The sequence below is a fragment of the Sphingopyxis sp. LC363 genome (assembly GCF_000756385.1).
Classification (GTDB): domain Bacteria; phylum Pseudomonadota; class Alphaproteobacteria; order Sphingomonadales; family Sphingomonadaceae; genus Sphingopyxis.
On the sequence record NZ_JNFC01000042.1, the window covers coordinates 1 to 22,463 of the forward strand.

Annotated in this window: 15 protein-coding genes; 6 read left to right on the forward strand and 9 right to left on the reverse strand. The window is 65.4% G+C overall.

The genetic code is table 11. The annotated features are described in order from the left end of the window. Positions 1–5: 5 nt before the first annotated feature. From FG95_RS14805 to FG95_RS14825, 5 genes are all read right to left on the reverse strand, one after another. Positions 6–680: a glutathione S-transferase family protein gene (locus tag FG95_RS14805; protein ID WP_037556865.1), complete on the reverse strand. Its 675-nt coding sequence runs from the start codon at positions 678–680 to the stop codon at positions 6–8. Positions 681–830: 150 nt separating this feature from the next. Next, positions 831–1,799 (reverse strand): alpha/beta fold hydrolase, encoded by a 969-nt coding sequence (locus FG95_RS14810; protein WP_081933177.1) that lies wholly within the window; start codon positions 1,797–1,799, stop codon positions 831–833. A gap of 60 nt (positions 1,800–1,859) precedes the next feature. Further along, entirely contained in the window at positions 1,860–2,279 is a 420-nt protein-coding gene (locus tag FG95_RS14815; protein ID WP_052182403.1) for a DoxX family protein, read from the reverse strand. A gap of 26 nt (positions 2,280–2,305) precedes the next feature. Further along, positions 2,306–2,740 carry a VOC family protein gene (locus FG95_RS14820; RefSeq protein ID WP_037556869.1) on the reverse strand — a complete coding sequence of 145 codons (435 nt, stop codon included), beginning with the start codon at positions 2,738–2,740 and terminating at the stop codon, positions 2,306–2,308. A gap of 73 nt (positions 2,741–2,813) precedes the next feature. Next, positions 2,814–3,515 carry a TetR/AcrR family transcriptional regulator gene (locus FG95_RS14825; RefSeq protein ID WP_081933178.1) on the reverse strand — a complete coding sequence of 234 codons (702 nt, stop codon included), beginning with the start codon at positions 3,513–3,515 and terminating at the stop codon, positions 2,814–2,816. Positions 3,516–3,677: 162 nt separating this feature from the next. Between FG95_RS14825 and FG95_RS14830 the strand changes: the two genes are divergently transcribed. Genes FG95_RS14830 through FG95_RS14840 form a run of 3 tightly spaced genes read left to right on the forward strand, consistent with a single transcriptional unit; the run spans position 3,678 to position 7,298 of the window. Then, a complete protein-coding gene (locus tag FG95_RS14830; RefSeq protein ID WP_037556870.1) occupies positions 3,678–5,186 on the forward strand; it encodes a YifB family Mg chelatase-like AAA ATPase in 1,509 nt (502 codons plus the stop codon). After that, the gene (locus tag FG95_RS14835; protein WP_037556871.1) at positions 5,186–5,488 is read left to right on the forward strand and encodes a DUF1905 domain-containing protein; all 303 of its coding nucleotides are present in this window, start codon (positions 5,186–5,188) and stop codon (positions 5,486–5,488) included. The genes FG95_RS14830 and FG95_RS14835 overlap by 1 nt, the downstream gene beginning before the upstream one ends. 46 nt (positions 5,489–5,534) lie before the next feature. After that, the gene (locus tag FG95_RS14840) at positions 5,535–7,298 is read left to right on the forward strand and encodes a GGDEF domain-containing protein (protein WP_235211577.1); all 1,764 of its coding nucleotides are present in this window, start codon (positions 5,535–5,537) and stop codon (positions 7,296–7,298) included. Positions 7,299–7,336: 38 nt separating this feature from the next. Here FG95_RS14840 and FG95_RS14845 read toward each other — a convergent pair whose 3' ends face one another. Continuing rightward, positions 7,337–7,732, reverse strand: a complete 396-nt coding sequence (locus FG95_RS14845; protein WP_037556872.1) for a bactofilin family protein — start codon at positions 7,730–7,732, stop codon at positions 7,337–7,339. Position 7,733: 1 nt separating this feature from the next. Further along, on the reverse strand, positions 7,734–8,936 hold the full coding sequence (locus FG95_RS14850) for a M23 family metallopeptidase (RefSeq protein WP_052182404.1): 1,203 nt from the start codon (positions 8,934–8,936) through the stop codon (positions 7,734–7,736). A 232-nt stretch (positions 8,937–9,168) separates the two neighbouring features. Between FG95_RS14850 and FG95_RS14855 the strand changes: the two genes are divergently transcribed. Next, entirely contained in the window at positions 9,169–10,575 is a 1,407-nt protein-coding gene (locus FG95_RS14855; protein WP_409581464.1) for a methyltransferase family protein, read from the forward strand. A 12-nt stretch (positions 10,576–10,587) separates the two neighbouring features. Here FG95_RS14855 and FG95_RS14860 read toward each other — a convergent pair whose 3' ends face one another. Both FG95_RS14860 and FG95_RS14865 read right to left on the reverse strand, forming a co-directional pair. Further along, a complete protein-coding gene (locus tag FG95_RS14860; protein ID WP_152567666.1) occupies positions 10,588–10,905 on the reverse strand; it encodes a hypothetical protein in 318 nt (105 codons plus the stop codon). A gap of 102 nt (positions 10,906–11,007) precedes the next feature. Continuing rightward, the gene (locus FG95_RS14865) at positions 11,008–13,275 is read right to left on the reverse strand and encodes a TonB-dependent receptor (protein WP_037556874.1); all 2,268 of its coding nucleotides are present in this window, start codon (positions 13,273–13,275) and stop codon (positions 11,008–11,010) included. A 366-nt stretch (positions 13,276–13,641) separates the two neighbouring features. Here FG95_RS14865 and rpoB point away from each other — a divergent pair, with 366 nt between their 5' ends. Continuing rightward, entirely contained in the window at positions 13,642–17,820 is a 4,179-nt protein-coding gene (gene rpoB, locus FG95_RS14870) for a DNA-directed RNA polymerase subunit beta (RefSeq protein WP_037556875.1), read from the forward strand. Positions 17,821–17,950: 130 nt separating this feature from the next. Further along, the gene (rpoC, locus tag FG95_RS14875; RefSeq protein ID WP_037556876.1) at positions 17,951–22,246 is read left to right on the forward strand and encodes a DNA-directed RNA polymerase subunit beta'; all 4,296 of its coding nucleotides are present in this window, start codon (positions 17,951–17,953) and stop codon (positions 22,244–22,246) included. The last annotated feature ends 217 nt before the right edge of the window (positions 22,247–22,463 follow it).

Consider the following 22,463-nt stretch of genomic DNA (forward strand, 5'->3'; position numbering starts at 1 on the left):
GGGTTTCAGGCGGCGGGCGGTCCCGCTTCTTCGCTGAAGGCGGCCAGCTGCGCGTCCATCGCGCGCTGGAAGGCGGGGCGGGCGAGGCAGCGGTCGAGATAGGCCTGCAACCGCGGCTGCTCGGCAATCAGCCCGGCTTCGACACCTTCGCGCAGCACGGTCGCCATCGCGATGTCGGCGACGGTGAATTCGTCGACCAGATATTCCTTGTCGCCCATCGCGTCGTTAAGGCGGCCGAGCCGGCCCTGGATGAATTCGATCAGGCTCGGCCGGCGCAGCTTCGCCCACTCCTCGTCCTTCGCGAACAGGTCGACATTGCCGAGCTCGAACAGCATCGGTTCGACGCTGTTATAGGCGGCGAACAGCCAGGCGAGCGTGCTCGCGCGCGCCTGCGCGTCGCGCGGCATCAGCCGTTCGTCCTTTTCGGCAAGGTGGAGCAGGATCGCGCCGCTCTCGAACAATCGCACGCCATTGTCGCAGAGCACGGGGACCTGCCCCCATGGCTGGAACAGGAAATGGTCGGCGGGGCGGTTGACCGCGCTGATCAGATGTTCGGCATAATCGAGGCCGATTTCCTCGCACGCCCAGCGCGGGCGAAGGTCGCGGACATAGCCGCGCGCGAAATCGGGGACCCAGTCAAAGGCGGTGACTTCGATGTTGCTGTCGGGGTTCACGGGCATGATCGTTCCTTCTGTTTCCTATCGTCATCCGGGCGAAGCCTGACCTGAGCGCCTGCAAGGCAGTCCAAGGGGCCGGGATCTCACCCTTGCTTTCTTCCGCTCCGTCGAGATTCCGGCCTCCGCCGGAATGACGATGGAAGCCAAGCCGCGCTAGAAGGACGGCGGCGGCGGCGCCTTGTCGTCGAGAAAGGGCACGACCATCGCCGCGATCGCGGGGATTTCGCCCATGATCCCGATGTGCGAGGTCGCGGGCAGGATCGCGAGCCGCGCCTTCGGCGCCGCGGTCAGAAAGCCCTGCGTCGCGGCCGCCACGTCGCCGCCGCCGCGCAGCTTGAACAGCGCGATCGCATGGTCGAGCGTGACGCCGTCGGCGTCGCCGATGATCACCATCGTCTTGCCGGGGATCGCCTGCACCGCGGCGTCGGACCAGCCGAACGGCGTCGCGTCGAGCGCCTTGATATTGGCGACCAGTTTCGGGAACTTGTCGGGCGCGGGCGACAGGCGCTTATATTCGGTGTCGATCGGGCTGCCCGCGAAGATGTCGGGGGTCAGCGTGGAAATGCCGGCCAGCACTTCGGGATACCAGCCGTCGAGCCGCGAGGTCGCCGACAATATCACCTGCTTGCCGACCTTGTCGGGATGCCCGACTGCCAGCGCGACCGCGGTCGAACCGCCCATCGAGTAACCGAGGACATCGGCCTTTTCGACGCCGAGCTTGTCGAGCACCGCCGCCGTGTCGTCGGCCATGCGGTCATAGCTCAGCGGTCCGTCGACGCCGCCCGAGCGGCCATGGCCGCGCGCGTCGACCGCGATCACCGGCCGCGACGCGGCGAGCGGATCGATCAGCGGCTTCATCGCATCGGCCGACATGAAGGCGCCGTGGAGGACGAGCAGCGGGGTGCGGCCCGATGCGAGGTCGCCGTGCACCTGATAATGGATCGCGGCGCCGGCGACATCGACATGGCCGTTCCGGACGGCGCCGGCGGACGGGGCGGCGGGCCGCTCGCTGGCGCCGGGCGCTTCTGCTGCCGCCGGCTGCGGCAGCGCGGCGAGCGTCGCCACGACCGCGATCATCGCAAAGGCCGAGGCAAGCGTGGGGAGGGGAGAGCGTCGTATCATCGAACCATCCTCTTTGCGTGTTAGACGGAGACTAGGCGCGTTTGCCTTTGAGACAGGCGATCAGGCCCGTCGGGGGGTGATCAGCAAGCGCAATGCGGGCGAACGTAGCCACAGGCCTGCCCAGAGCATCACGCCCAGATAGACGCCGAACAATGTGTGGCTGAACAGCGGGCTGTCGATGCGCAGATGCGTCGCGATCGCGCCGCCGAGATAGCCGGTGATCAGGATCGCGCCGAGCACGGCGGTGCGCGGCCAGATATAAAGCAAGGTCGGGATCAGCAGCAGGATACCGAGCATGTGCATCGTGCCGACTTCGAGCGGCCATCCGAGGCCGGGCGGGCTGTATTTGATCGCCGTTTCGGGCGACACCAGCTTGAGCCCGGCATCGAAGAGGAGGAAGAGGATCACAAGGCCGCTCAGGACGCGGCCGGCGATCAATTGACCTTTTCCGGGCCCATTTCCGGGGGCTGCGTCGGTCATTCTCTTCCTCCTCCCTGTGGCTTGGCTTATGCGGTCGCTTCGGCGGGTTCGCCGGCGGGGATCGCGGTGGGGTCCATCCACATCACTTCCCAGATATGGCCGTCGGGGTCCTCGAAGCTGCGGCCGTACATGAAGCCGAAATCCTGCGTCGGGGTCGGGTCGGCCTTGCCGCCCGCCTTGACCGCCTTGTCGACCTGGCCGTCGACCTCTTCGCGGCTGTCGGCCGACAGGCAGAGCAGGACCTGCGCGGTCGTGTGCGCGTCGGGGATCGTCTTGGTCGTGAAGTCTGCCCATTTGGCGTGGGTCAGCAGCATGACGTGGATCGACCCTTCGGCGACGACCATGCACGCGGCGGTCTCGTCGGTGAAGGCGGGGTTGTTCGCCGCGCCGACCGCCTCATAAAAGGCTTTCGACTTGTCCAGGTCGGTGACCGGCAGGTTCACGAAAATCATCTGGGGCATTTACTCTCTCCTTGGGGGGTGGTGGTTGTTCGAAGTCAGCGTGCGCGGCGCGCCGCCGCAATTACCTGTCGCGTCATGCCGCGCCTCCGCTGCCGAACAGCATCCGCACATAACGCTTCAGATGGGTGACGCTCTCGCGCGCAATCGCCGGATCGTTCGTCGTTTTCGCCAGAACGAAGCTGCCCTGCAGCACCGACTGGATATGCTGGGCGAGGCCGATCGCGGTGACGTCCCCGGGCGCGCCATAAAGATCGATCGTCGCCTGGATGTCGGGCGCGAGCGCTTCGCAATAGGCGTTGATGCTCGCCTCGCACGCGGCGCGGATCCGGTCGCTCGTCGCATAGGCTTCCTGCACCATCGTGCCGACGAAGCAGGTGTAATCTTCGGTCGGGCCGTCGAGCATCGCAAGGCGGAAATCGATATGGCCGAGCAGCCGGGCCAGCGGATCGTCGAGGTGGACGTGCGGCGGCATCTCGAACATCGGGCGCGCCCGGTCGGTCCAGCCCTCGGCCGCCGCGACCGCCAGATCCTCCTTCGACGCGAAATGGTGGAAAAAGGCGCCCTTGGTCACGCCCGCTTCGGCGCAGATCTGGTCGACCGTCGTCGCCGCATAGCCCTGTTTGCGCACCATCGCGTGCGCCGCCGCGATCAGCTTGGCGCGGGCGCTGCCGCGCGGCGCGCGCTGGCCCGGGGTGCCGCCGCCCGCCGAGGGGACGCGGGCGGCGGCTGCGGGGCTCGCTGCGGAGGAAGAGGAAGGGCGATTCGTCGTCGTCATGCGAATCAACATACCGACTAGTTGGTATGTTGTCAAACGGCGATCGGGCCCAAGCTCCGCGGCACCTTCGTCACCTTCCGAAAAAGACTCGACCTTCCCGCCACTTCGCCTAAAAAGGCCCTCGGAACAAAGGGGGCACATCGTGCGGTTCCGGGGGAAAATATGGTCGCGATCGTCTCAACCACCGCCTATCTCGGCATCGAAGCCCGCGGGGTCGAGGTGCAGTGCCAGATCACGCCGGGCGTCCCGCGCTTCGTCGTCGTCGGCCTGCCCGACAAGGCGGTCGGCGAAAGCCGCGAGCGCGTCCGCGCCGCGATCGCCGCGATCGGCCTGTCGCTCCCGCCCAAGGTCATCACCGTCAACCTCTCGCCCGCCGACCTGCCCAAGGAAGGCTCGCACTACGACCTCCCCATCGCGCTCGCGCTCCTCGGCGCAATGGGCGTGATCGACCCCGAGACGCTCGCTTCCTATGTCGTCGTCGGCGAGCTCGGCCTCGACGGCCGCGTCGCACCGTCGCCCGGCGTGCTGCTTGCCGCGATCCACGCGGGCAGCGTCGAGCGCGGGCTCATCTGCCCCGCGATCCAGGGTCCCGAGGCGGCGTGGGCGGGCAATGTCGAGGTGATCGGCGCCCCCGACCTCCTGTCGCTGCTCAATCATTTCAAGGGCAATGCCCCGCTGTCGCCGCCGGTGCCCGGCGAAGTCGAAGAACCCGTCCGCGCCGCCGACCTGTCGCAGGTCAAGGGACAGGAGACCGCGAAGCGCGCGCTCGAAATCGCGGCGGCGGGCGCGCACAATCTGATGATGTCGGGACCGCCCGGCGCGGGCAAGTCGCTGATGGCGGCGTGCATGCCGGGCATCCTCCCCGACCTGACGCCCGCCGAGGCGCTCGAAGTGTCGATGATCGCCTCGGTCGCGGGAACGCTCGAAGGCGGGCGCCTCGTCCGCGCGCGCCCGTTCCGCAGCCCGCATCATTCGGCGTCGATGCCCGCGCTCGTTGGCGGCGGGCTGCGGGTGCGGCCGGGCGAGGTCAGCCTTGCGCATCTCGGCGTGCTCTTCCTCGACGAGCTTCCCGAATTCCAGCGCGGGGTGCTCGATTCGCTCCGCCAGCCGCTTGAGACAGGCGAGGTCAGCGTCGCGCGCGCCAACGCCCATGTCACTTTTCCGGCGCGCGTCCAGCTCGTCGCCGCGATGAACCCGTGCCGCTGCGGCCATCTCGGCGACGCGGCGCTCGCGTGCAGCCGCGCACCCCGCTGCGCCGCCGACTATCAGGCGAAGCTGTCGGGGCCCTTACTCGACCGCATCGACCTCCACGTCGAAGTACAGGCGGTGAGCGCCGCCGACCTCGTCCTGCCGCCGCCCGCCGAGGGCAGCGCCGAAGTCGCGGCGCGCGTCGCGGCGGCGCGCGATGTGCAGACCGCGCGCTATGCCGGGCACAAGGCGCGCACCAATGCCGAGATCGATGGCGAACTGCTCGAAGCTGTCGCGACACCCGACGAAGCCGGGCGCAAGCTGCTCGCCCAGGCGGCCGAGGCGATGCGGCTTTCGGCGCGCGGTTATACGCGGATTCTGCGCGTGGCGCGGACGATCGCCGACCTTGCGGCCGCCGAATCCGTGGGTCGCATCCATATCGCGGAGGCATTGAGCTATCGCAGGCAGGCGCCGAGGAACTGATGGAGACGTTCCGCTTCGGGGCTGAGATCATCGAATGGCGCGGACCGGCGCCCTTCCTTTTCGCGGTCGTTCCCGACGAGCATATCGGCGCGATCCGTTATGCCGCGATGACGGCGAGCTATGGCTGGGGCGTGGTGCCGGTGGTGGCGACGATCGGCGGCACCGAGTTCGCGACCTCGCTTTTCCCGCGCGACGGAAGCTATTTGTTGCCGGTCAAGCTGGCGGTGCAGAAAGCCGAGAGCATCGGCCTCGGCAATCGGGTCGCGGTCGCCATGCGGGTCGGCCGGCCCGGCGCGCGCTGAAGCGAGTTTGCCCGATGGCAAAGATTTCACAACCTATTGATGTCATATGGCGGCGATGACTGCGACGGGCGATCTGGTGGAAACATGGCGCGGCCGGCTGTGGCTCGGCCTGTCCGCGCTGCTTCTCGCCCTGATCGCTGCCCCCGCGCATGCGCGCGCGCTCGATGTCGAACGCGACTTCTGCCACGCGGTGAGCGGCACCACGCTGGACGACGATGCCCTGTCCGGGCTTCGCTTTTCGTGCCGCGGCGCGCCGGCGGGCTATCAGCGGGGGAGCCTGTGGCTCCGCACTCCGCTCGACGGCACCGTACCACGCCGCGATCTGGCGCTGATGGTCCATAATTCACGGTTCGACCGGCTCGCGGCCGGCTTCTCCTATGCCGACGGCGCGACGCGCTGGCAGCGGGTGCGCAGCGGCGATTTCGGGACGCACTGGCGCGCCGGCGGACAGATATTGTTCGAGGCACCCGGGCGCGGCGTCCCGCTCACCGCCGTGACGATGCGCTTCGACGGGCTTTCGGGACACCAGTTCGTGCGGGCGCGGATTCTTACGAAGGACGAGGCGGGAATGCAGTCGGCGGGCATGGCGGCGGCGGTCGGCGCCGCGCTGACCCTGCTGCTCGTCAGCGGCATCTACAGCCTCTCGCTCGCGGTCGCGGTGCGCCGCCAATATCTCGCGTGGCAGGCGGCGTGGGCGGCTACAATGCTGCTCTGGGGTGCGCTCTGGTCGCAGGCGCATCTGGGGCTCGTGCCGGCGACGGCGGGCACGATCACCGCGCAGGCCGGGACCTTCCTCGCTTGCCTCGCGATCGCTGTCGCGACCGCCAGCGCGGTAACCGCCGTCGAACGCGGTACCGTGCCCAAGGGACTCCGGACCGCCACGCTGCTTCTCGGCGTCGGCGTCGGCCTCGCGGGCATACCGCTGGCGCTCATCCGCGGCGGCAGCCTCGCGGCGCTGGCCGATCTGCTCGGGCTCCTCGTCATCGCCGACCTGGTGATGGTCGTCCTCTATCTCGGCTGGGCGTGGCGGCGCGGGTCGATCGAGGCGCGCGACTTCCTTGGCGCCTGGGGGCTGCCCATGGCGGTGCTGGCCTTCATTCACATCGTCGATATCGAGGACGGCTTCTGGGGCGGCGGGTCGAAGCTCGTCATGCTCGTCGCCGCGACATGGCAGGCGCTGTGGCTCGCGGCGGCGGCGACGCGCCGCCTCGCCCATCTGCGGATCGAGCGCGACCATGCACGCGATGCCGAGGCGCAGGCGCAGCAACTGGCGCGCCGCGACCCGCTGACCGGCCTGCCGAACCGCCGGGGCTTCATCGACAGCGTGACGCCGCTGCTCGACCGCGCGCGCGCCGACAATTTGCCGGCGGCGCTGCTCCTCGTCGACATCGACCGGTTCAAGTCGATCAACGATATTTTCGGTCATGAGGCGGGCGACGCGGTGCTGTGCGGTATCGGCCGCCGGATCGAACGGTGGGAAGGTCCGATGTGTACCGTCGCGCGGCTGGGCGGCGAAGAGTTCGGATTGCTGACGATCGGGATGGAGGGCATCATCCTGAGCCGCTTCGCCGAAAGCATCCGGCGCGGGATCGCCGCGTGCGATCATAGCGAGGCGGTGGGTGAGCGGCTGGTGACTGCGAGCGTGGGCGTCGCCGAGGTGCGGCCGGCGTGCGATTTCAAGCAGCTCTACCGGCTCGCCGACGAAGCGCTTTACGACGCCAAGCGCGGCGGCCGGAACAGGGTCGCCGTCCAGCGCCACCAGAATGACGCGGGCCGCGCGTCCGGGCGCGAGATCGCCGTATCGAAATGACGTGAAATGATTGGGGCCGCGCCGATGCGCGGCTCCGGTCAGAGCGCGGCCGACTTGTTCTCGACGACTTCCAGCGGCGGCGGCGCTTTGGCGGCCGCGGCCCCATGGCGGCGATGCGACAGCTTGCCGTCGACCTTGCCGCCGTTCTCGATCGTGATGGTCTCATAGACCACGTCGCCGGTAATCCGCGCGGTCGCGTGGACGATCAGCGTCTTGGCTTCGATCGACCCGTCGAGCAGCCCCGCGATCTTCGCGGTCTCGGCGGTCACGGCGCCCTTGATCTCGCTCGCCTCGCCCTGGACGAGATTGGCGCATTTAAGGTCGCCCTCGATTTTGCCGTCGACGTGCAGGTCGACGCTGGCGGCGACATTGCCGGTGACGACAACGTCCGATCCGAGGATCGAAAAGGTCGTATGACGCGCGCCGGTCGCCATCTTAGCGGGCACTGCGGGCGGCAGCGACGGAACCGACTCGCTGTCGGGCATCGGCTTTGACTTCGAGAACATCGGCTTTTGCCTCCAGGAATCTGCGTGGATTGACCGCTTCGCCGTTCAGGCGGACTTCGAAATGCAGGTGGCTGCCGGTCGATCGGCCGGTCGAGCCCATCTTGGCGATTTGCTGGCCGGCGGTGACCTGCGTGCCGACCTTGGTGGTGAACCCCGACAAGTGCGCATAGCGCGTCAGGATGCCCTGACCATGATCGACCTCGACGACATTGCCATAGCCCGACTTCCGGCCGACGAAGCTGACGCGGCCCGGTGCGGCGGCGAGGATAGGGGTGCCGATCGGGCCGCGGAAGTCGAGACCCGCGTGCATCGCGCCCGCGCCGGTGAAGGGGTCGCTGCGATAGCCGAAGCCCGAGGACATCATCATCACATTGGCGGGATTGCCCGACGGCACCGCGACGAGCGTGCGTTCGAGCACCTCCATGCGGAACAGCGCGCTGTCGAGCGCCGCGAAGCTGGCGCCCAGCGTCTTGGCTTTGCCCATGCGGTCGCGATAGGGGATGAAGGGACCACCGCGGCCGGCCGCGGCGTTGCGTACGAGCCTGTCGGGGTTGAGGCCGAGCGCTGCGACCGCGGTTTCGGCCTTCGCCGCACGGTCCTTGACCGCCGCGAGCAGGCGGCCCGCGAAGGCTTCCTGCCGCGTGGCGAGCCGCGCGAGGATCTGCGCTTCGGGAGGCAGGTTCGGATCGATCGCGCTGGTCTTGACGGGCTCGGCCGGAACGGCGGGCTGCTGCGCCGCCGCTTCGGCGGGCATCGCCGCCGGATCGATCCCGAAATGGGTTTCGGCGACGCTTTCGAGCAGCGCCTGGCGCTCCTCGAGATCGGCGGCGGTTTCGGCGACGCGATCACGATATTTGGCGATGCGCGCTTCCGATGCGGCGGCGGCGGCTTGCTGATGCGCCACGGCCGCGCGTTCGTCGGCGGTGAGCAACTGGTTGATCAGCACGGCAAGCGTAGCGCCGGCCCAGGCGAGCAGCACGACGCCGGCGATCAGCGCGACGCGTTTTTGCCAGACGGCGCTGACACGCAGGAATCGGACATGGCCGTGCGTGCGAACGAAGATTTCATGGTCCTGAAACAGCGCGGAGACGCGCTGGCGCAAATCGCGCAGGCCCGTTGTTTTCGACGACAAGTGGCGACCCCATCTTGTTTGTTTTGTGGAGCCCTCCGCCCCGATTGATGCGCGCCTTATCAGGCCGATCGGACCCAGGCGAATCTTTGCGCCCCGAGTCGGGTTGAATCGAAACCCTTGCGCGGTGAACGGTGTCAACTTGCGCGAATGCTACCAATTTGGCGGGATTCCGCAGGCGAATCGGTCTTTTATATTGACGGCTTGCTTACCCTTTTTGGCTAGGACTAAGCGGGTGAATATCATGGCCGAATCCGCTTTCTCCGCTTCGGACGAATCGCCGCGCGACGTATCCGCGCCGACGGGCGCACGTCCGCGTTCGGCGGTCAGCACGGGGGTCGGCATCGTCGGCCTCGCGGGATTGGTAAGCTATTTGCTCATCGCGCGCTTCACGCCGGAAATCGCGGCTTTCCTTGGCATCGAGTGGGGATCGCGCGGGCCGATGAGCGGGCCGAATTCGGCGATCGCGAGTGTGCTCGCCTGCGGTCTGCCGATGGTGCTGTGGTCGGTCTTCGTCGACAAGGTGCATCGCAATCCGTCGACCGGGGTCGACTGGGCGCAGCGCCGACCGTGGCGCGAAACGCTTGATATCAGCCTGACCAAGCTCGCGGGTCTTTGGGCGACTTGGGGTCTGATCGCGCTGATCTATGCGACGATGCGCTATTATTGGGAAGGCAATTACGCCTTTTCGATGAACCTGCTCGAGACCGTCGCGCCGTGGCTGTTGCTCGTCTCGGTCCCCTATATGTTGTGGCTCGACCGCCGCTTGGTCGAGCCGCGCGACGGCTGCTGGCAATTCGGGCGCTGGCTGATCGCGCCCGGCCAACCCGTCGACGGCAAGGCGATCGGGCATCATCTGCGCGCCTGGGCGGTGAAAGGCTTCTTCACCGCCTTCATGCTGTCGATCGTGCCGGGCAATTTTTCGGCACTCGTCACCGTGCCGATGCGCGAGGTAACCGCCAATCCCTATCTGACCGGGCTGTGGGCGATCAATCTCCTCTATCTGGTGGACGTCCATATCGCGACGGTCGGCTATATATTGACGCTGAAGCCGCTCGACGCGCATATCCGCACCGCCAATCCCTATGGCATGGCGTGGGTCGCGGCGCTCGTCTGCTACCCCCCCTTCATCCTGATGAGCGGCGGTCCGCTCGATTATCAGGTTCATGGTTCCGACTGGGGCTATTGGCTCGCGGGGCACGAGGGGCTGCTGATCGTCTGGGGGACCCTGCTGGTGTTGCTCACCGCGGTCTACAGCTGGGCGACGATGGCGTTCGGCATCCGCTTTTCGAACCTGACGCATCGCGGCATCATCACCCACGGGCCCTATGCCTTCACCCGCCATCCCGCCTATATTTCCAAGAATATGACCTGGTGGATCGGTTCGCTGCCGTTCCTCGTCACCGCGGGCGGCTGGATCGAGGGCGCGCGCAATGTCGCGCTGCTCGGGCTGGTCAGCGGCATCTATTACTGGCGCGCCAAGACCGAGGAGAAGCATCTTCTCGCCGATCCCGCCTATGTCCAATATTGGAATTGGGCGCAAACCCATGCGCTGGTGCCGCGCCTGTTCGCCCGGATGACCGGCCGCCCGCGCCCACTCATCCGGCTCGAACCCGACGAGCGCGTCGGTCCGGTCGCCTAGCTTCCGTTCTTCCTAATTTGTGACGCTATGGCTTGCCGCGGCGGCTTCGGCCGCGCGGCGGGCCTGCAGATCGGCATGGGCCCGATTGATCAGCCGCCACGCCTTTTCGCAGCGTTGCTGATCGGAATACCGATCGCTGGCGCAAAGCTGATTGAGCCGCGCGAGGACGGCCTTGGGGCTGTCATCGGCGCCTGCAGGAAAGGCCCGGACATATTCGCCGAAGCTATTGGAGCCGATCGTGGCGGCCGAGTTGAGGTCTATGCCCTGCGCCGCCGCAGCGGTAGAAAACAGGGCAAGCGCGGTCAGGCTGGCGGTCCAACGGATCATCATCGACTCCCACATCAACTGGGTTGCATGTCGATGATAACATGGAAAGATCGCGATGCGAAGCCCGGCCCGCGCGGTGCTGGAACCGCGCGGGCCGGACCATCATCAGAACTTCACGCCCGCCTCGACGCCCCAGATGCGGGGTTCGTTGACGTAGCTGGTCAGATTGTTGAAATCGATGCCGCCGGTCGGCGATTCATCATTGGTGATGTTGCGTACGAAGCCCGCAATGTCGAAGCGATCGGTCTTGTATCCGACGCGCAGCCCGCCCTCGATCATCTTGTCGTCCGAAAATTCGACCGAGCGATAGAGGAAGAACTGCACCTTCGAACGATAATACCAGTCGGTGAAGGCATAGATGGCGCCGTCGCCGACGGGGATTTCATAACCCGCGGTCGCATTGAGCGTCCATTTCGGCGACTGCGGCAGCTGGTTGCCGTCGATCGAGAAGATGCCGGGGCTGCCGGGGCGCTGCGGATCGAGTATGGTGCACGGCGTCGCCGAGCCGCAACCCGCGACGAAGGCGTTGGCATCGTCGATTTCGGCGACGTTCCACGCGCCGCCGACCGAGAAGGTCAGCCCGCGCGCGGGCGCCGCCTGCAGCTCGGCCTCGATCCCGTGGCCCTTGGCGTCGACGTTGAGCAGGCTCGCGACGTTCGCGGTACCGCCGACCGCGGTCAGCTGCAGATCCTTGGTGTCGAAATAATAGCCGGTCAGGTTGAAGCGGACCCGGTCGTTCAGGAACGCGGTCTTGATCCCCGCTTCATACGACATCGTTTCTTCCTGATCGGCGGTCGAGATCGTCCGCGCAAAGGTCAGGCGACCCTGCACCGACGGCGCGCGATAGCCGCGTGCGACACGGGCGTAGAGCGTCAGTGCGTCCGACGCTTCATAGCTCGCGCTTGCGTCCCACGTCAGCAGCTTGCCCTTGACGCGGGCGGCCTGCGGCGGGACCGGCGTGTTCGGGTTGACGACGAAGTCGGGGCGCGTCTCGACCGGACGCGACGCGACGAAATCGCGCGTGTCGTTGTTGTAACGCGCGCCGGCCTGCAGCTTGAAGCCATTGTCGAATTCATAATTGACCGAGCCGAAAATGCCGTAAGCTTCGCTGTCCTGACGCTGGATCGCGATCGCCGACGGGGTCGCGTCGGTCGGGCCGCCGAATTCGAAGCTCGAAATGTCGAGCTTTTCGTCGAAATAGAAGGCGCCGAACTGATAGCCGAGCCCGCCGCTGTTGTTCGACGCGATGCGGATTTCCTGCGTGAACTGGTCGAGGCTCGGGACATTATCCTGGCTCTGCGCCTGGAACGGAATCAGCCCCGGCCCCGATTCGGGCAGGAACACCGCGCCGAAGCCGCCGTCGATGTCGCCGCGGCTGCGGAAATTGCCGTTCCAGTAGGAGGTGATCGAATAGGCGGTCACCGGCCCGAAATCATATTCGAGGTTCAACGCGGCATTATAGGTGTTGAGCTTCTGGAAGTTGATCCCGTCCTGCCACACCTTGTCGCGCTCGAACTCGGTGCCTGCGCCGCCGAGCCCGACGAGCTTGTTGCTGCCCGGAACCTGCGTGTTGGCGCGGAAGATGATCGCCGAGCCGTCATAGACGCGGACCTGGCCGGTGACGCGGCCGGTGAAGGGGCCGTTTTCATATTGGAGCTGGAGGCGCGCGGCGATATCGTCATAGCCGCCGAGATCGTCCTTCTTCGTCGTCGCGATATTGTCGACCCAGTCGTCGCGATGCTGATAGAGGCCCGAAAGGCGGACCGAGAAGCCGCTGTCGTCGGCGGCACCCGCCGCGACCTCGACCTGGCTCGTGCCGTAACGGCCATAGCTGACGCGGGCATGGCCGCCGGTCTTGCCGGGCTTGACCGTGTCGAACTTGACGATACCCGCCGGCGTGTTGCGGCCGAACAGCGTGCCCTGCGGCCCGCGCAGCACTTCGACGCGGTCGAGGTCGAAGATCGGGAAGCCTTTGAGGATCGGGTTTTCGAGCACGACATCGTCATAGACGAGGCTGACCGGCTGCGACGCGTTGAGGTCGAAGTCGGTGTTGCCGAGCCCGCGGATATAGAAGCGCGGGAAGGTGCGCCCGAACGAGCTTTCGATGTTGAGGCTGGGGACGCGGCCCGCGAGCACGCGGACGTCGGCGCCGGTCGAGGTGATCGCGCCGAGCGTGTCGCCCGACAGCACCGAGACGGCGACGGGCACGTCCTGCAGGCTTTCTTCGCGGCGCTGCGCGGTGACGACGATGTCGCCAAGGCCGCTGTCTTCGGTCACGGGATCGACAGGCGCATCCTGCGCGGCGGCGGGGACGGCCCAGGTCGCGGCGGCGAGGGCAAGGCTTATAGCGGTAGCGGAAGGAAAGTGGCGCATGGGCGAGCTTCCTGAAACAGAGTTGACGATGGGAGAGCGGAAAACCAAGGCTCTATTGGCTGCGCGCGCGCGCGCGATCAATCGCGGAAATGCGCGGCGCTGACGTTCGTGTCAGCAGTGTTGCGAAATTGCTGCACTTTGGCGACCGCCCCGCCGCCGTTGACACCGCGTGGCCCCAATCCTATATTGCGCCCATATCCCGTCGTCCGAGATAGGGCCTGACTTTGCGCAACAGGCTGTACGGATAGGGCGGCGGGGATTTCGAGATGCGTTGGAAAGCTGCGGTAAGCCGGCAACGGTTCGTCGCGGCCTTTTTGCGTCTCTCCTGCGCTCGCGAGCTATTTTCTTAAGGCGAGACAATCACTTATGGCGACCAAGGCGAAGTCGGTGGGCAAGGCCCTCGAAGCAACCGCAAGCAAGCGAATCCGCAAGCTGTTCGGCAACATCCACGAAGCGGTGGAGATGCCCAACCTCATCGAGGTGCAGCGCGAATCCTATGAGCAGTTCCTGCGCTCGGATCCTTCGATCGGTTATGTTTCGGGTCTCGAAAAGACGCTGCGCAGCGTTTTCCCGATCCGCGATTTCGCCGGCACCGCCGAGCTCGACTTCGTCCATTACGAACTCGAAGAGCCCAAGTACGACGTCGAGGAATGCCGTCAGCGCGGCATCACCTATGCGGCGCCGATGAAGGTCACGCTGCGCCTGATCGTCTTCGAGGTCGACAGCGAAACCGACACCCGTTCGGTCCTCGATATCAAGGAGCAGGACGTCTACATGGGCGACATGCCGCTCATGACCGAGAACGGCACCTTCTTCGTCAACGGCACCGAGCGCGTCATCGTGTCGCAGATGCACCGTTCGCCGGGTGTGCTCTTCGACCATGACCGCGGCAAGACCCACTCGTCGGGCAAATTCCTGTTCGCCGCGCGCGTCATCCCCTACCGTGGTTCGTGGCTCGACTTCGAATTCGACGCCAAGGATATCGTCAACGTTCGTATCGACCGCAAGCGCAAGCTGCCGGTCACCAGCCTGCTCTATGCGCTGGGCATGACGGGTGAGGAAATCCTCAACCATTTCTATGACCGCCTCGTCTTCGAGCGCGCCGAAAACGGCTGGAAGGTGCCGTTCGTCGTCGAAAACTGGCGCGGCTCCAAGCCCGCCTTCGACGTGGTCGACGCCAAGACCGGCGAAGTCGTCTTCGCCGCCGGCCACAAGATCAGCCCGCGCCTTGCCAACAAGGCCGCGAAGGACGGTCTCGACACGCTGCTTATCCCGACCGAGGAAATCTTCGGCCGCTACAGCGCTTATGACCTGATCAACGAAGCGACCGGCGAGATCTACATCGAAGCCGGCGACGAAGTGTCGGCCGACAACCTCGAGAAGCTCGACGCCGCGGGCATCGACAAGCTCGTCCTGCTCGACATCGACCACAACAACACGGGCCCCTGGATCCGCAACACGCTCAAGGCCGACAAGGCCGAGGACCGCGACCAGGCATTGAGCGACATTTATCGCGTGATGCGCCCCGGCGAGCCGCCGACGCGCGAAACCGCCGAAGCCCTCTTCGGCGGCCTGTTCTTCGACGCCGAGCGCTACGACCTGTCGGCCGTCGGCCGCGTCAAGCTCAACATGCGCCTTGGCCTCGACGCCGAGGACACGGTCACCACGCTGCGCAGCGAAGATATCCTCGCCGTGGTCAAGGAGCTGGTGAACCTGAAGGACGGCAAGGGCGAGATCGACGACATCGACAATCTCGGCAACCGCCGCGTGCGTTCGGTCGGCGAGCTGCTCGAAAACCAGTATCGCGTCGGCCTGCTCCGCATGGAACGCGCGGTCAAGGAGCGCATGAGCTCGGTCGACGTGTCGACCGTGATGCCGAACGACCTGATCAACGCGAAGCCCGCTGTCGCCGCGGTGCGCGAATTCTTCGGCTCGTCGCAACTCTCGCAGTTCATGGACCAGACCAACCCGCTGTCCGAAGTCACCCACAAGCGCCGCGTGTCGGCGCTCGGGCCGGGCGGTCTGACGCGTGAACGCGCGGGCTTCGAAGTCCGCGACGTTCACCCGACCCACTATGGCCGCATCTGCCCGATCGAAACGCCCGAAGGCCCGAACATCGGTCTGATCAACAGCCTCGCGACCTTTGCGCGCGTCAACAAATATGGCTTCATCGAGACGCCGTACCGCCGCATCGTCGACGGCAAGGTCACCAACGAAGTCGTCTATCTCTCGGCGATGGAAGAGTCGAAGCACACCGTCGCGCAGGCGAACGCCGACCTCAACCCCGACGGCAGCTTCATCGACGAACTGATCTCGGCACGCGAAGCGGGCGAATTCCTGATGGCCCCGCGCGACCAGATCACGCTGATGGACGTGTCGCCGAAGCAGCTCGTTTCGGTTGCAGCGTCGCTCATTCCGTTCCTCGAGAACGACGACGCCAACCGCGCGCTCATGGGATCGAACATGCAGCGTCAGGCGGTGCCGCTGCTCCGCGCGGAGGCTCCGGTCGTCGGCACGGGCATGGAAGGCACCGTGGCACGCGACTCGGGTGCCGCCATTGCCGCACGCCGCGGCGGCGTGATCGACCAGGTCGATGCGACGCGTATCGTTATCCGCGCGACCGACATGGTCGAACCCGGCAAGTCGGGCGTCGACATCTATCGCCTGCAGAAGTTCCAGCGTTCGAACCAGTCGACCTGCATCAACCAGCGTCCGCTGGTGAAGGTTGGCGACGTCGTCCGCTCGGGCGACATCATCGCCGACGGTCCGTCGACCGAGCTCGGCGAACTGGCGCTCGGCAAGAATGTGCTCGTCGCGTTCATGCCGTGGAACGGCTACAACTATGAGGACTCGATCCTCATCAGCGAACGCATCGTGAAGGACGACGTCTTCACCTCGATCCATATCGAGGAATTCGAAGTCACCGCACGCGACACGCGCCTTGGCCCCGAAGATATCACGCGCGACATCCCGAACGTCGGCGAGGAAGCGCTTCGCAACCTCGACGAAGCGGGCATCGTCTACATCGGCGCCGAAGTCGGCCCGGGCGACATTCTGGCCGGCAAGATCACCCCCAAGGGTGAATCGCCGATGACGCCGGAAGAAAAGCTGCTCCGCGCGATCTTCGGCGAAAAGGCCAGCGACGTGCGCGACACGTCGCTTCGCCTGCCGCCGGGCGTGTCGGGCACCGTCGTCGAAGTCCGCGTCTTCAACCGTCACGGCATCGACAAGGACGAACGTGCGATCGCGATCGAACGCGAGGAAATCGAACGGCTGAAGCAGGACGCCGACGACGAGCGCGCGATCCTCAACCGCGCGACCTTCTCGAGCCTCAAGGACCTGCTGATCGGTCAGACGACCAGCGCGGTGCCGAAGGGGCTGAAGAAGGGCGATGTCGTCACCGAAGAGATGCTGGTCGAGCTCGACCGCGCCGACTGGTGGAAGCTCGCGGTGGTCGAGGACAATGCCCAGACCGCATTGGAAGCCATCAAGGCGCAGTATGACGACGCGATCAAGCGGATCAACGCGAAGTATGAAGATCGCGTCGAGAAGCTGCAGCGCGGCGACGAACTCGCCCCGGGCGTGCTCAAGATGGTCAAGGTCTTTGTCGCCATCAAGCGCAAGCTGCAGCCGGGTGACAAGATGGCCGGCCGTCACGGCAACAAGGGCGTCATCAGCCGCATCCTCCCGAACGAGGACATGCCGTTCCTCGAGGACGGGACGCATGTCGACATCGTGCTCAACCCGCTGGGCGTGCCCTCGCGCATGAACGTCGGGCAGATCCTCGAAACCCACCTCGGCTGGGCTTCGCGCGGTCTGGGCCGGCAGGTCACGCAGGCGCTCGACGAATGGCGCGACGCCAATCCCGACGCGGTCGGCGGGCAGATGCCCGCGGCCGTGCGCGATGCGCTCGAAAACGTCTATGGCGGCGAATATGTCGAGGACATCAAGTCGCGCGATGCCGAAAGCATCGTCGAACTGGCCGACAACCTCCGCGTTGGCGTGCCGTTCGCGACCCCGGTGTTCGACGGCGCGAAGGAAGCCGATGTGTCGAACATGCTGACCCTCGCGGGGCTGCACGAATCGGGGCAGTCGGATCTTTACGACGGCCGCACCGGCGACAAGTTCGACCGCAAGGTGACCGTGGGCTACATCTATATGCTGAAGCTCCACCACCTCGTCGACGACAAGATCCACGCGCGTTCGATCGGTCCCTACAGCCTCGTCACCCAGCAGCCGCTGGGCGGTAAGGCGCAGTTCGGTGGCCAGCGCTTCGGTGAAATGGAAGTGTGGGCTCTGCAAGCTTATGGCGCGGCATACACGCTGCAGGAAATGCTGACGGTGAAGTCCGACGACGTGATCGGCCGCACCAAGGTTTACGAAGCGATCGTCAAGGGCGACGACACCTTCGAGGCCGGCATTCCCGAAAGCTTCAACGTGCTCGTCAAGGAAATGCGCTCGCTGGGCCTCAACGTCGAGCTTTCGTCCTATGCGGACGAAGACGATGACGAAGGTCCGGAAGCGCTACCGGAAGCCGCCGAATAATAGATCTCCCCTCCCGCTTGCGGGAGGGGCCGGGGGTGGGCGCGGGACAAGCCCACTTCTGAGAGACCAGATTGCCCACCCCTAACCCCTCCCGCAAGCGGGAGGGGAACTGGATCGAGGGACGAAAAGAATGAACCAGCTTACCAACTTCATGAACCCGGTCGCGAAGCCCGAAACCTTCGACATGATCAAGATCGGCATCGCGAGCCCCGAGCGTATCCGCTCGTGGTCGTTCGGCGAGATCAAGAAGCCCGAAACGATCAACTACCGCACGTTCAAGCCCGAGCGTGACGGCCTGTTCTGCGCGCGCATCTTTGGCCCGATCAAGGATTATGAATGCCTGTGCGGTAAGTATAAGCGCATGAAATACAAGGGCATCGTCTGCGAGAAGTGCGGTGTCGAAGTCACGGTGACCAAGGTCCGCCGCGAGCGCATGGGCCATATCGAGCTCGCCGCGCCCGTCGCGCACATCTGGTTCCTGAAGTCGCTGCCGTCGCGCATCGGCCTGCTGCTCGACATGCAGCTGAAGCAGCTCGAGCGCGTCCTCTATTTCGAAGCCTATATCGTGCTCGAGCCCGGCCTGACCCCGCTCGAAAAGTTCCAGCTTCTGACCGAAGACGAACTGCTCGACGCGCAGGACGAATATGGCGAGGACGCCTTCTCGGCCGGTATCGGCGCCGAGGCGATCCGCGTGCTCCTCGAAAATCTCGATCTCGAACAGGAACGCGTTGACCTGATGGAAGAGCTCGCGACCACCAAGTCGGAGCTCAAGCCCAAGAAGATCATCAAGCGCCTCAAGGTGGTCGAGAGCTTCATCGAATCGGGCAACCGTCCCGAGTGGATGATCCTCGAAGTCGTGCCGGTCATCCCGCCCGAACTGCGCCCGCTGGTGCCGCTCGACGGCGGCCGCTTCGCGACAAGCGACCTTAACGATCTTTACCGCCGCGTGATCAACCGCAACAATCGTTTGAAGCGCCTGATGGAGCTGCGCGCGCCGGACATCATCGTCCGCAACGAAAAGCGCATGCTGCAGGAAGCGGTCGACGCGCTGTTCGACAACGGTCGCCGCGGCCGCACGATCACCGGCGCGAACAAGCGGCCCCTCAAGTCGCTCTCCGACATGCTCAAGGGCAAGCAGGGCCGCTTCCGTCAGAACCTGCTCGGCAAGCGCGTCGACTATTCGGGTCGTTCGGTCATCGTGACCGGTCCCGAACTCAAGCTGCACCAGTGCGGCCTGCCGAAGAAGATGGCGCTCGAACTGTTCAAGCCGTTCATCTACGCGCGCCTCGACGCCAAGGGTCTGTCGATGACCCTGAAGCAGGCGAAGAAGTGGGTCGAAAAGGAACGCAAGGAAGTCTGGGACATCCTCGACGAAGTCATTCGCGAGCATCCGGTGCTGCTGAACCGCGCCCCGACGCTCCACCGCCTCGGCATTCAGGCGTTCGAGCCCGTGCTGATCGAAGGCAAGGCGATCCAGCTTCACCCGCTGGTCTGCGCCGCGTTCAACGCCGACTTCGACGGCGACCAGATGGCGGTCCACGTGCCGCTCTCGCTGGAAGCGCAGCTCGAAGCGCGCGTGCTGATGATGTCGACCAACAACATCCTCAGCCCCGCGAACGGCAAGCCGATTATCGTTCCGTCGCAGGACATGGTCCTCGGTCTCTATTACCTGTCGCTCGAACGCGAAGGCGAACCGGGCGAGGGTATGTTGCTCGCCGACATGGCCGAAGTGCATCAGGCGCTGTTCACCGGCGCGGTGACGCTGCACACCAAGGTGGTGAGCCGCGTTCCGCAGACCGACGAGCAGGGCAACGAGTATCTCAAGCGGTTCGAGACCACGCCGGGCCGCATGCTGATTGGCGAATGCCTGCCGAAGTCGCACACCGTGCCCTTCGACGTCGTCAACCGCCTTCTGACCAAGAAGGAAATCGGCGACGTGATCGATCAGGTCTATCGCCACACCGGCCAGAAAGAGACGGTGCTGTTCGCGGACGCCATCATGGCGCTGGGCTTCCGCAACGCGTTCAAGGCCGGCATCTCCTTCGGCAAGGACGACATGATCATCCCGGCGTCGAAGGAAGGGATGGTCGACGAAACCCGCGCGCTCGTGAAGGATTTCGAGCAGCAGTATCAGGACGGCCTGATCACGCAGCAGGAAAAGTACAATAAGGCCATTGATGCGTGGTCGCAGTGCGGCGACAAGGTCGCGAACGCGATGATGGACGAAATCCGTGCGACGCCGAAGCTCGACGACGGCCGTCTGGCCCCGATCAACTCCATCTATATGATGGCGCACTCGGGTGCCCGTGGTTCGCAGGCCCAGATGAAGCAGCTTGCCGGCATGCGCGGCCTGATGGCCAAGCCGTCGGGCGAGATCATCGAAACGCCGATCATCTCGAACTTCAAGGAAGGTCTCACCGTTCTCGAGTATTTCAACTCGACCCACGGTGCGCGTAAGGGTCTGGCCGATACGGCGCTCAAGACGGCGAACTCGGGTTATTTGACCCGCCGTCTGGTCGACGTATCGCAGGACTGCGTCGTGATCGAGGAAGATTGCGGCACCGAACGCGGCATGGAAATGCGCGCGATCATCCAGGGCGGTTCGACGATCGCTTCGCTCGGCGAGCGCATCCTCGGCCGTACGACGCTCGAGGATGTCGCCGACAAGGACGGCAACATCATCGCGCCGGTCGGCACGCTGCTCGACGAAGCGACGACGCAGCGCATTGAAGACGCCGAAGTCCAGTCGGTCAAGATCCGTTCGCCTTTGGTTTGCGAAGCGACGCTCGGCGTTTGCGGCAAATGCTATGGCCGCGACCTCGCCCGCGGTACGCCGGTGAACATCGGTGAAGCTGTCGGCGTCATCGCCGCGCAGTCGATCGGCGAACCCGGCACGCAGCTGACGATGCGTACCTTCCACATCGGTGGCGCGGCGCAGGTGAACGAGCAGTCGAACGCCGAAGCGATTTCGGACGGCACGATCGAATATCGCGACATGGCGACGATCGTCGACCAGCGCGGCCGCCGTCTGGCGCTGTCGCGTTCGGGCGAAATCGCGATCATCGACAGCGAAGGCCGCGAGCGCGCGACGCACAAGCTGCCCTATGGTGCGCAGATCATGCACAAGGACGGCGAGAAGGTGAAGAAGGGCGACCGGATTGCCGAATGGGATCCGTTCACCATGCCGCTGATCACCGAAAAGCAGGGCGTCGTGAAGTATCAGGATCTGGCCGACGGCAAGACGCTGGTCGAACAGGTCGACGAAGCGACGGGCATCGCCCAGCGCGTCGTGATTGAATATCGCTCGGCGGGCCGCGCCAAGAAGGAAGATCTTCAGCCGCGCCTCACCCTGCTGGACGACGAGTCGGGTGAAGCCGCGCGCTACCTGCTCGCAGTCGGGACGATGCTGTCGGTCGAGGACGGTCAGGAAGTACAGGCGGGCGACGTTCTGGCGCGCGTCAGCCGCGAAGCGTCGAAGACGCGCGACATCACCGGCGGTCTGCCGCGTGTTGCCGAGCTGTTCGAAGCGCGCATTCCGAAGGACAACAGCGTTATCGCGAAGATCAGCGGCCGCATTGAATTCGTCAAGGATTACAAGGCGAAGCGCAAGATCGCGATCGTTCCGGAAGAAGGCGATCCGATCGAGTATCTGATCCCCAAGTCGAAAGTCCTCGAAGTGCAGGAAGGCGACCAGGTCAAGCGCGGCGACGCGCTGATTTCGGGCTCGCCGAACCCTCACGACATCCTCGACGTCATGGGCGTCGAGGCGCTGGCGGAATATCTCGTCGCGGAAATCCAGGAAGTCTATCGACTGCAGGGCGTGAAGATCAACGACAAGCACATCGAGGTGATCGTTCGCCAGATGCTGCAAAAGGTCGAGATCACCTCGGGCGGCGACACCACGCTGCTGCCGGGCGAACAGCTCGATTATCTGGAGATGATGGAATATAACGCCAAGCTGCCGAAGAACGGCGTGCCGGCAGAGGGCCGTCCGGTCCTGCTCGGCATCACCAAGGCGTCGCTGCAGACCCGCAGCTTCGTTTCGGCCGCTTCCTTCCAGGAGACGACCCGCGTTCTCACCGAGGCTTCGGTGCAGGGCAAGATCGACTCGCTGCAGGGCCTCAAGGAGAATGTCATCGTCGGCCGCCTCATCCCGGCGGGTACCGGCGCTGCCATGAACCGCGTCCGCGTGACCGCCTCGTCGAAGGATGCCGCGCTGCGCGCCGCGATGCGCGCCGCGATGCGCGCCGCGAACCAGGAGCATCTGATCGCGCCGGCGACCGCCGCTGAAGAGCATGAAGCCGAACTGGCGCAGGGCCCCGAAGCCGCGATGGGCGACGATCCGCTCGGCAAGGTGCAGGGCGAGGACTTCACGTCGGACGACGTGATGGTCGAGGAACGCCCCGAAGGTGAGGGCGAGGAATAAGCTTCCTCGCGGCTTTGGCCCGACAGAAATGAGCCCCGCCGGAGCGATCCGGCGGGGCTTTTCTTTGGCGACTGTGGGGTGGGGAGCGGATGTTGCGGCAATTTAGCCCCTCCCCTTCAGGGGAGGGGCAACGCAGACTTGGCAGCTTGCTGCCTGGTCGTAGTGGGGTGGGGTCTATCGGCCTTGCGCAAGGCCGATAGACCCCACCCCCAACCCC

What these genes read in the sequence shown, in the direction of transcription:
- FG95_RS14805 (WP_037556865.1), bottom strand. Translation starts at nt 680, where the DNA reads ATGCCCGTGAACCCCGACAGCAACATCGAAGTCACCGCCTTTGACTGG.
- FG95_RS14810 (WP_081933177.1), bottom strand. Translation starts at nt 1,799, where the DNA reads ATGATACGACGCTCTCCCCTCCCCACGCTTGCCTCGGCCTTTGCGATG.
- FG95_RS14815 (WP_052182403.1), bottom strand. Translation starts at nt 2,279, where the DNA reads ATGACCGACGCAGCCCCCGGAAATGGGCCCGGAAAAGGTCAATTGATC.
- FG95_RS14820 (WP_037556869.1), bottom strand. Translation starts at nt 2,740, where the DNA reads ATGCCCCAGATGATTTTCGTGAACCTGCCGGTCACCGACCTGGACAAG.
- FG95_RS14825 (WP_081933178.1), bottom strand. Translation starts at nt 3,515, where the DNA reads ATGACGACGACGAATCGCCCTTCCTCTTCCTCCGCAGCGAGCCCCGCA.
- FG95_RS14830 (WP_037556870.1), top strand. Translation starts at nt 3,678, where the DNA reads ATGGTCGCGATCGTCTCAACCACCGCCTATCTCGGCATCGAAGCCCGC.
- FG95_RS14835 (WP_037556871.1), top strand. Translation starts at nt 5,186, where the DNA reads ATGGAGACGTTCCGCTTCGGGGCTGAGATCATCGAATGGCGCGGACCG.
- FG95_RS14840 (WP_235211577.1), top strand. Translation starts at nt 5,535, where the DNA reads ATGGCGGCGATGACTGCGACGGGCGATCTGGTGGAAACATGGCGCGGC.
- FG95_RS14845 (WP_037556872.1), bottom strand. Translation starts at nt 7,732, where the DNA reads ATGGCGACCGGCGCGCGTCATACGACCTTTTCGATCCTCGGATCGGAC.
- FG95_RS14860 (WP_152567666.1), bottom strand. Translation starts at nt 10,905, where the DNA reads ATGATGATCCGTTGGACCGCCAGCCTGACCGCGCTTGCCCTGTTTTCT.
- FG95_RS14865 (WP_037556874.1), bottom strand. Translation starts at nt 13,275, where the DNA reads ATGCGCCACTTTCCTTCCGCTACCGCTATAAGCCTTGCCCTCGCCGCC.
- rpoB (WP_037556875.1), top strand. Translation starts at nt 13,642, where the DNA reads ATGGCGACCAAGGCGAAGTCGGTGGGCAAGGCCCTCGAAGCAACCGCA.
- rpoC (WP_037556876.1), top strand. Translation starts at nt 17,951, where the DNA reads ATGAACCAGCTTACCAACTTCATGAACCCGGTCGCGAAGCCCGAAACC.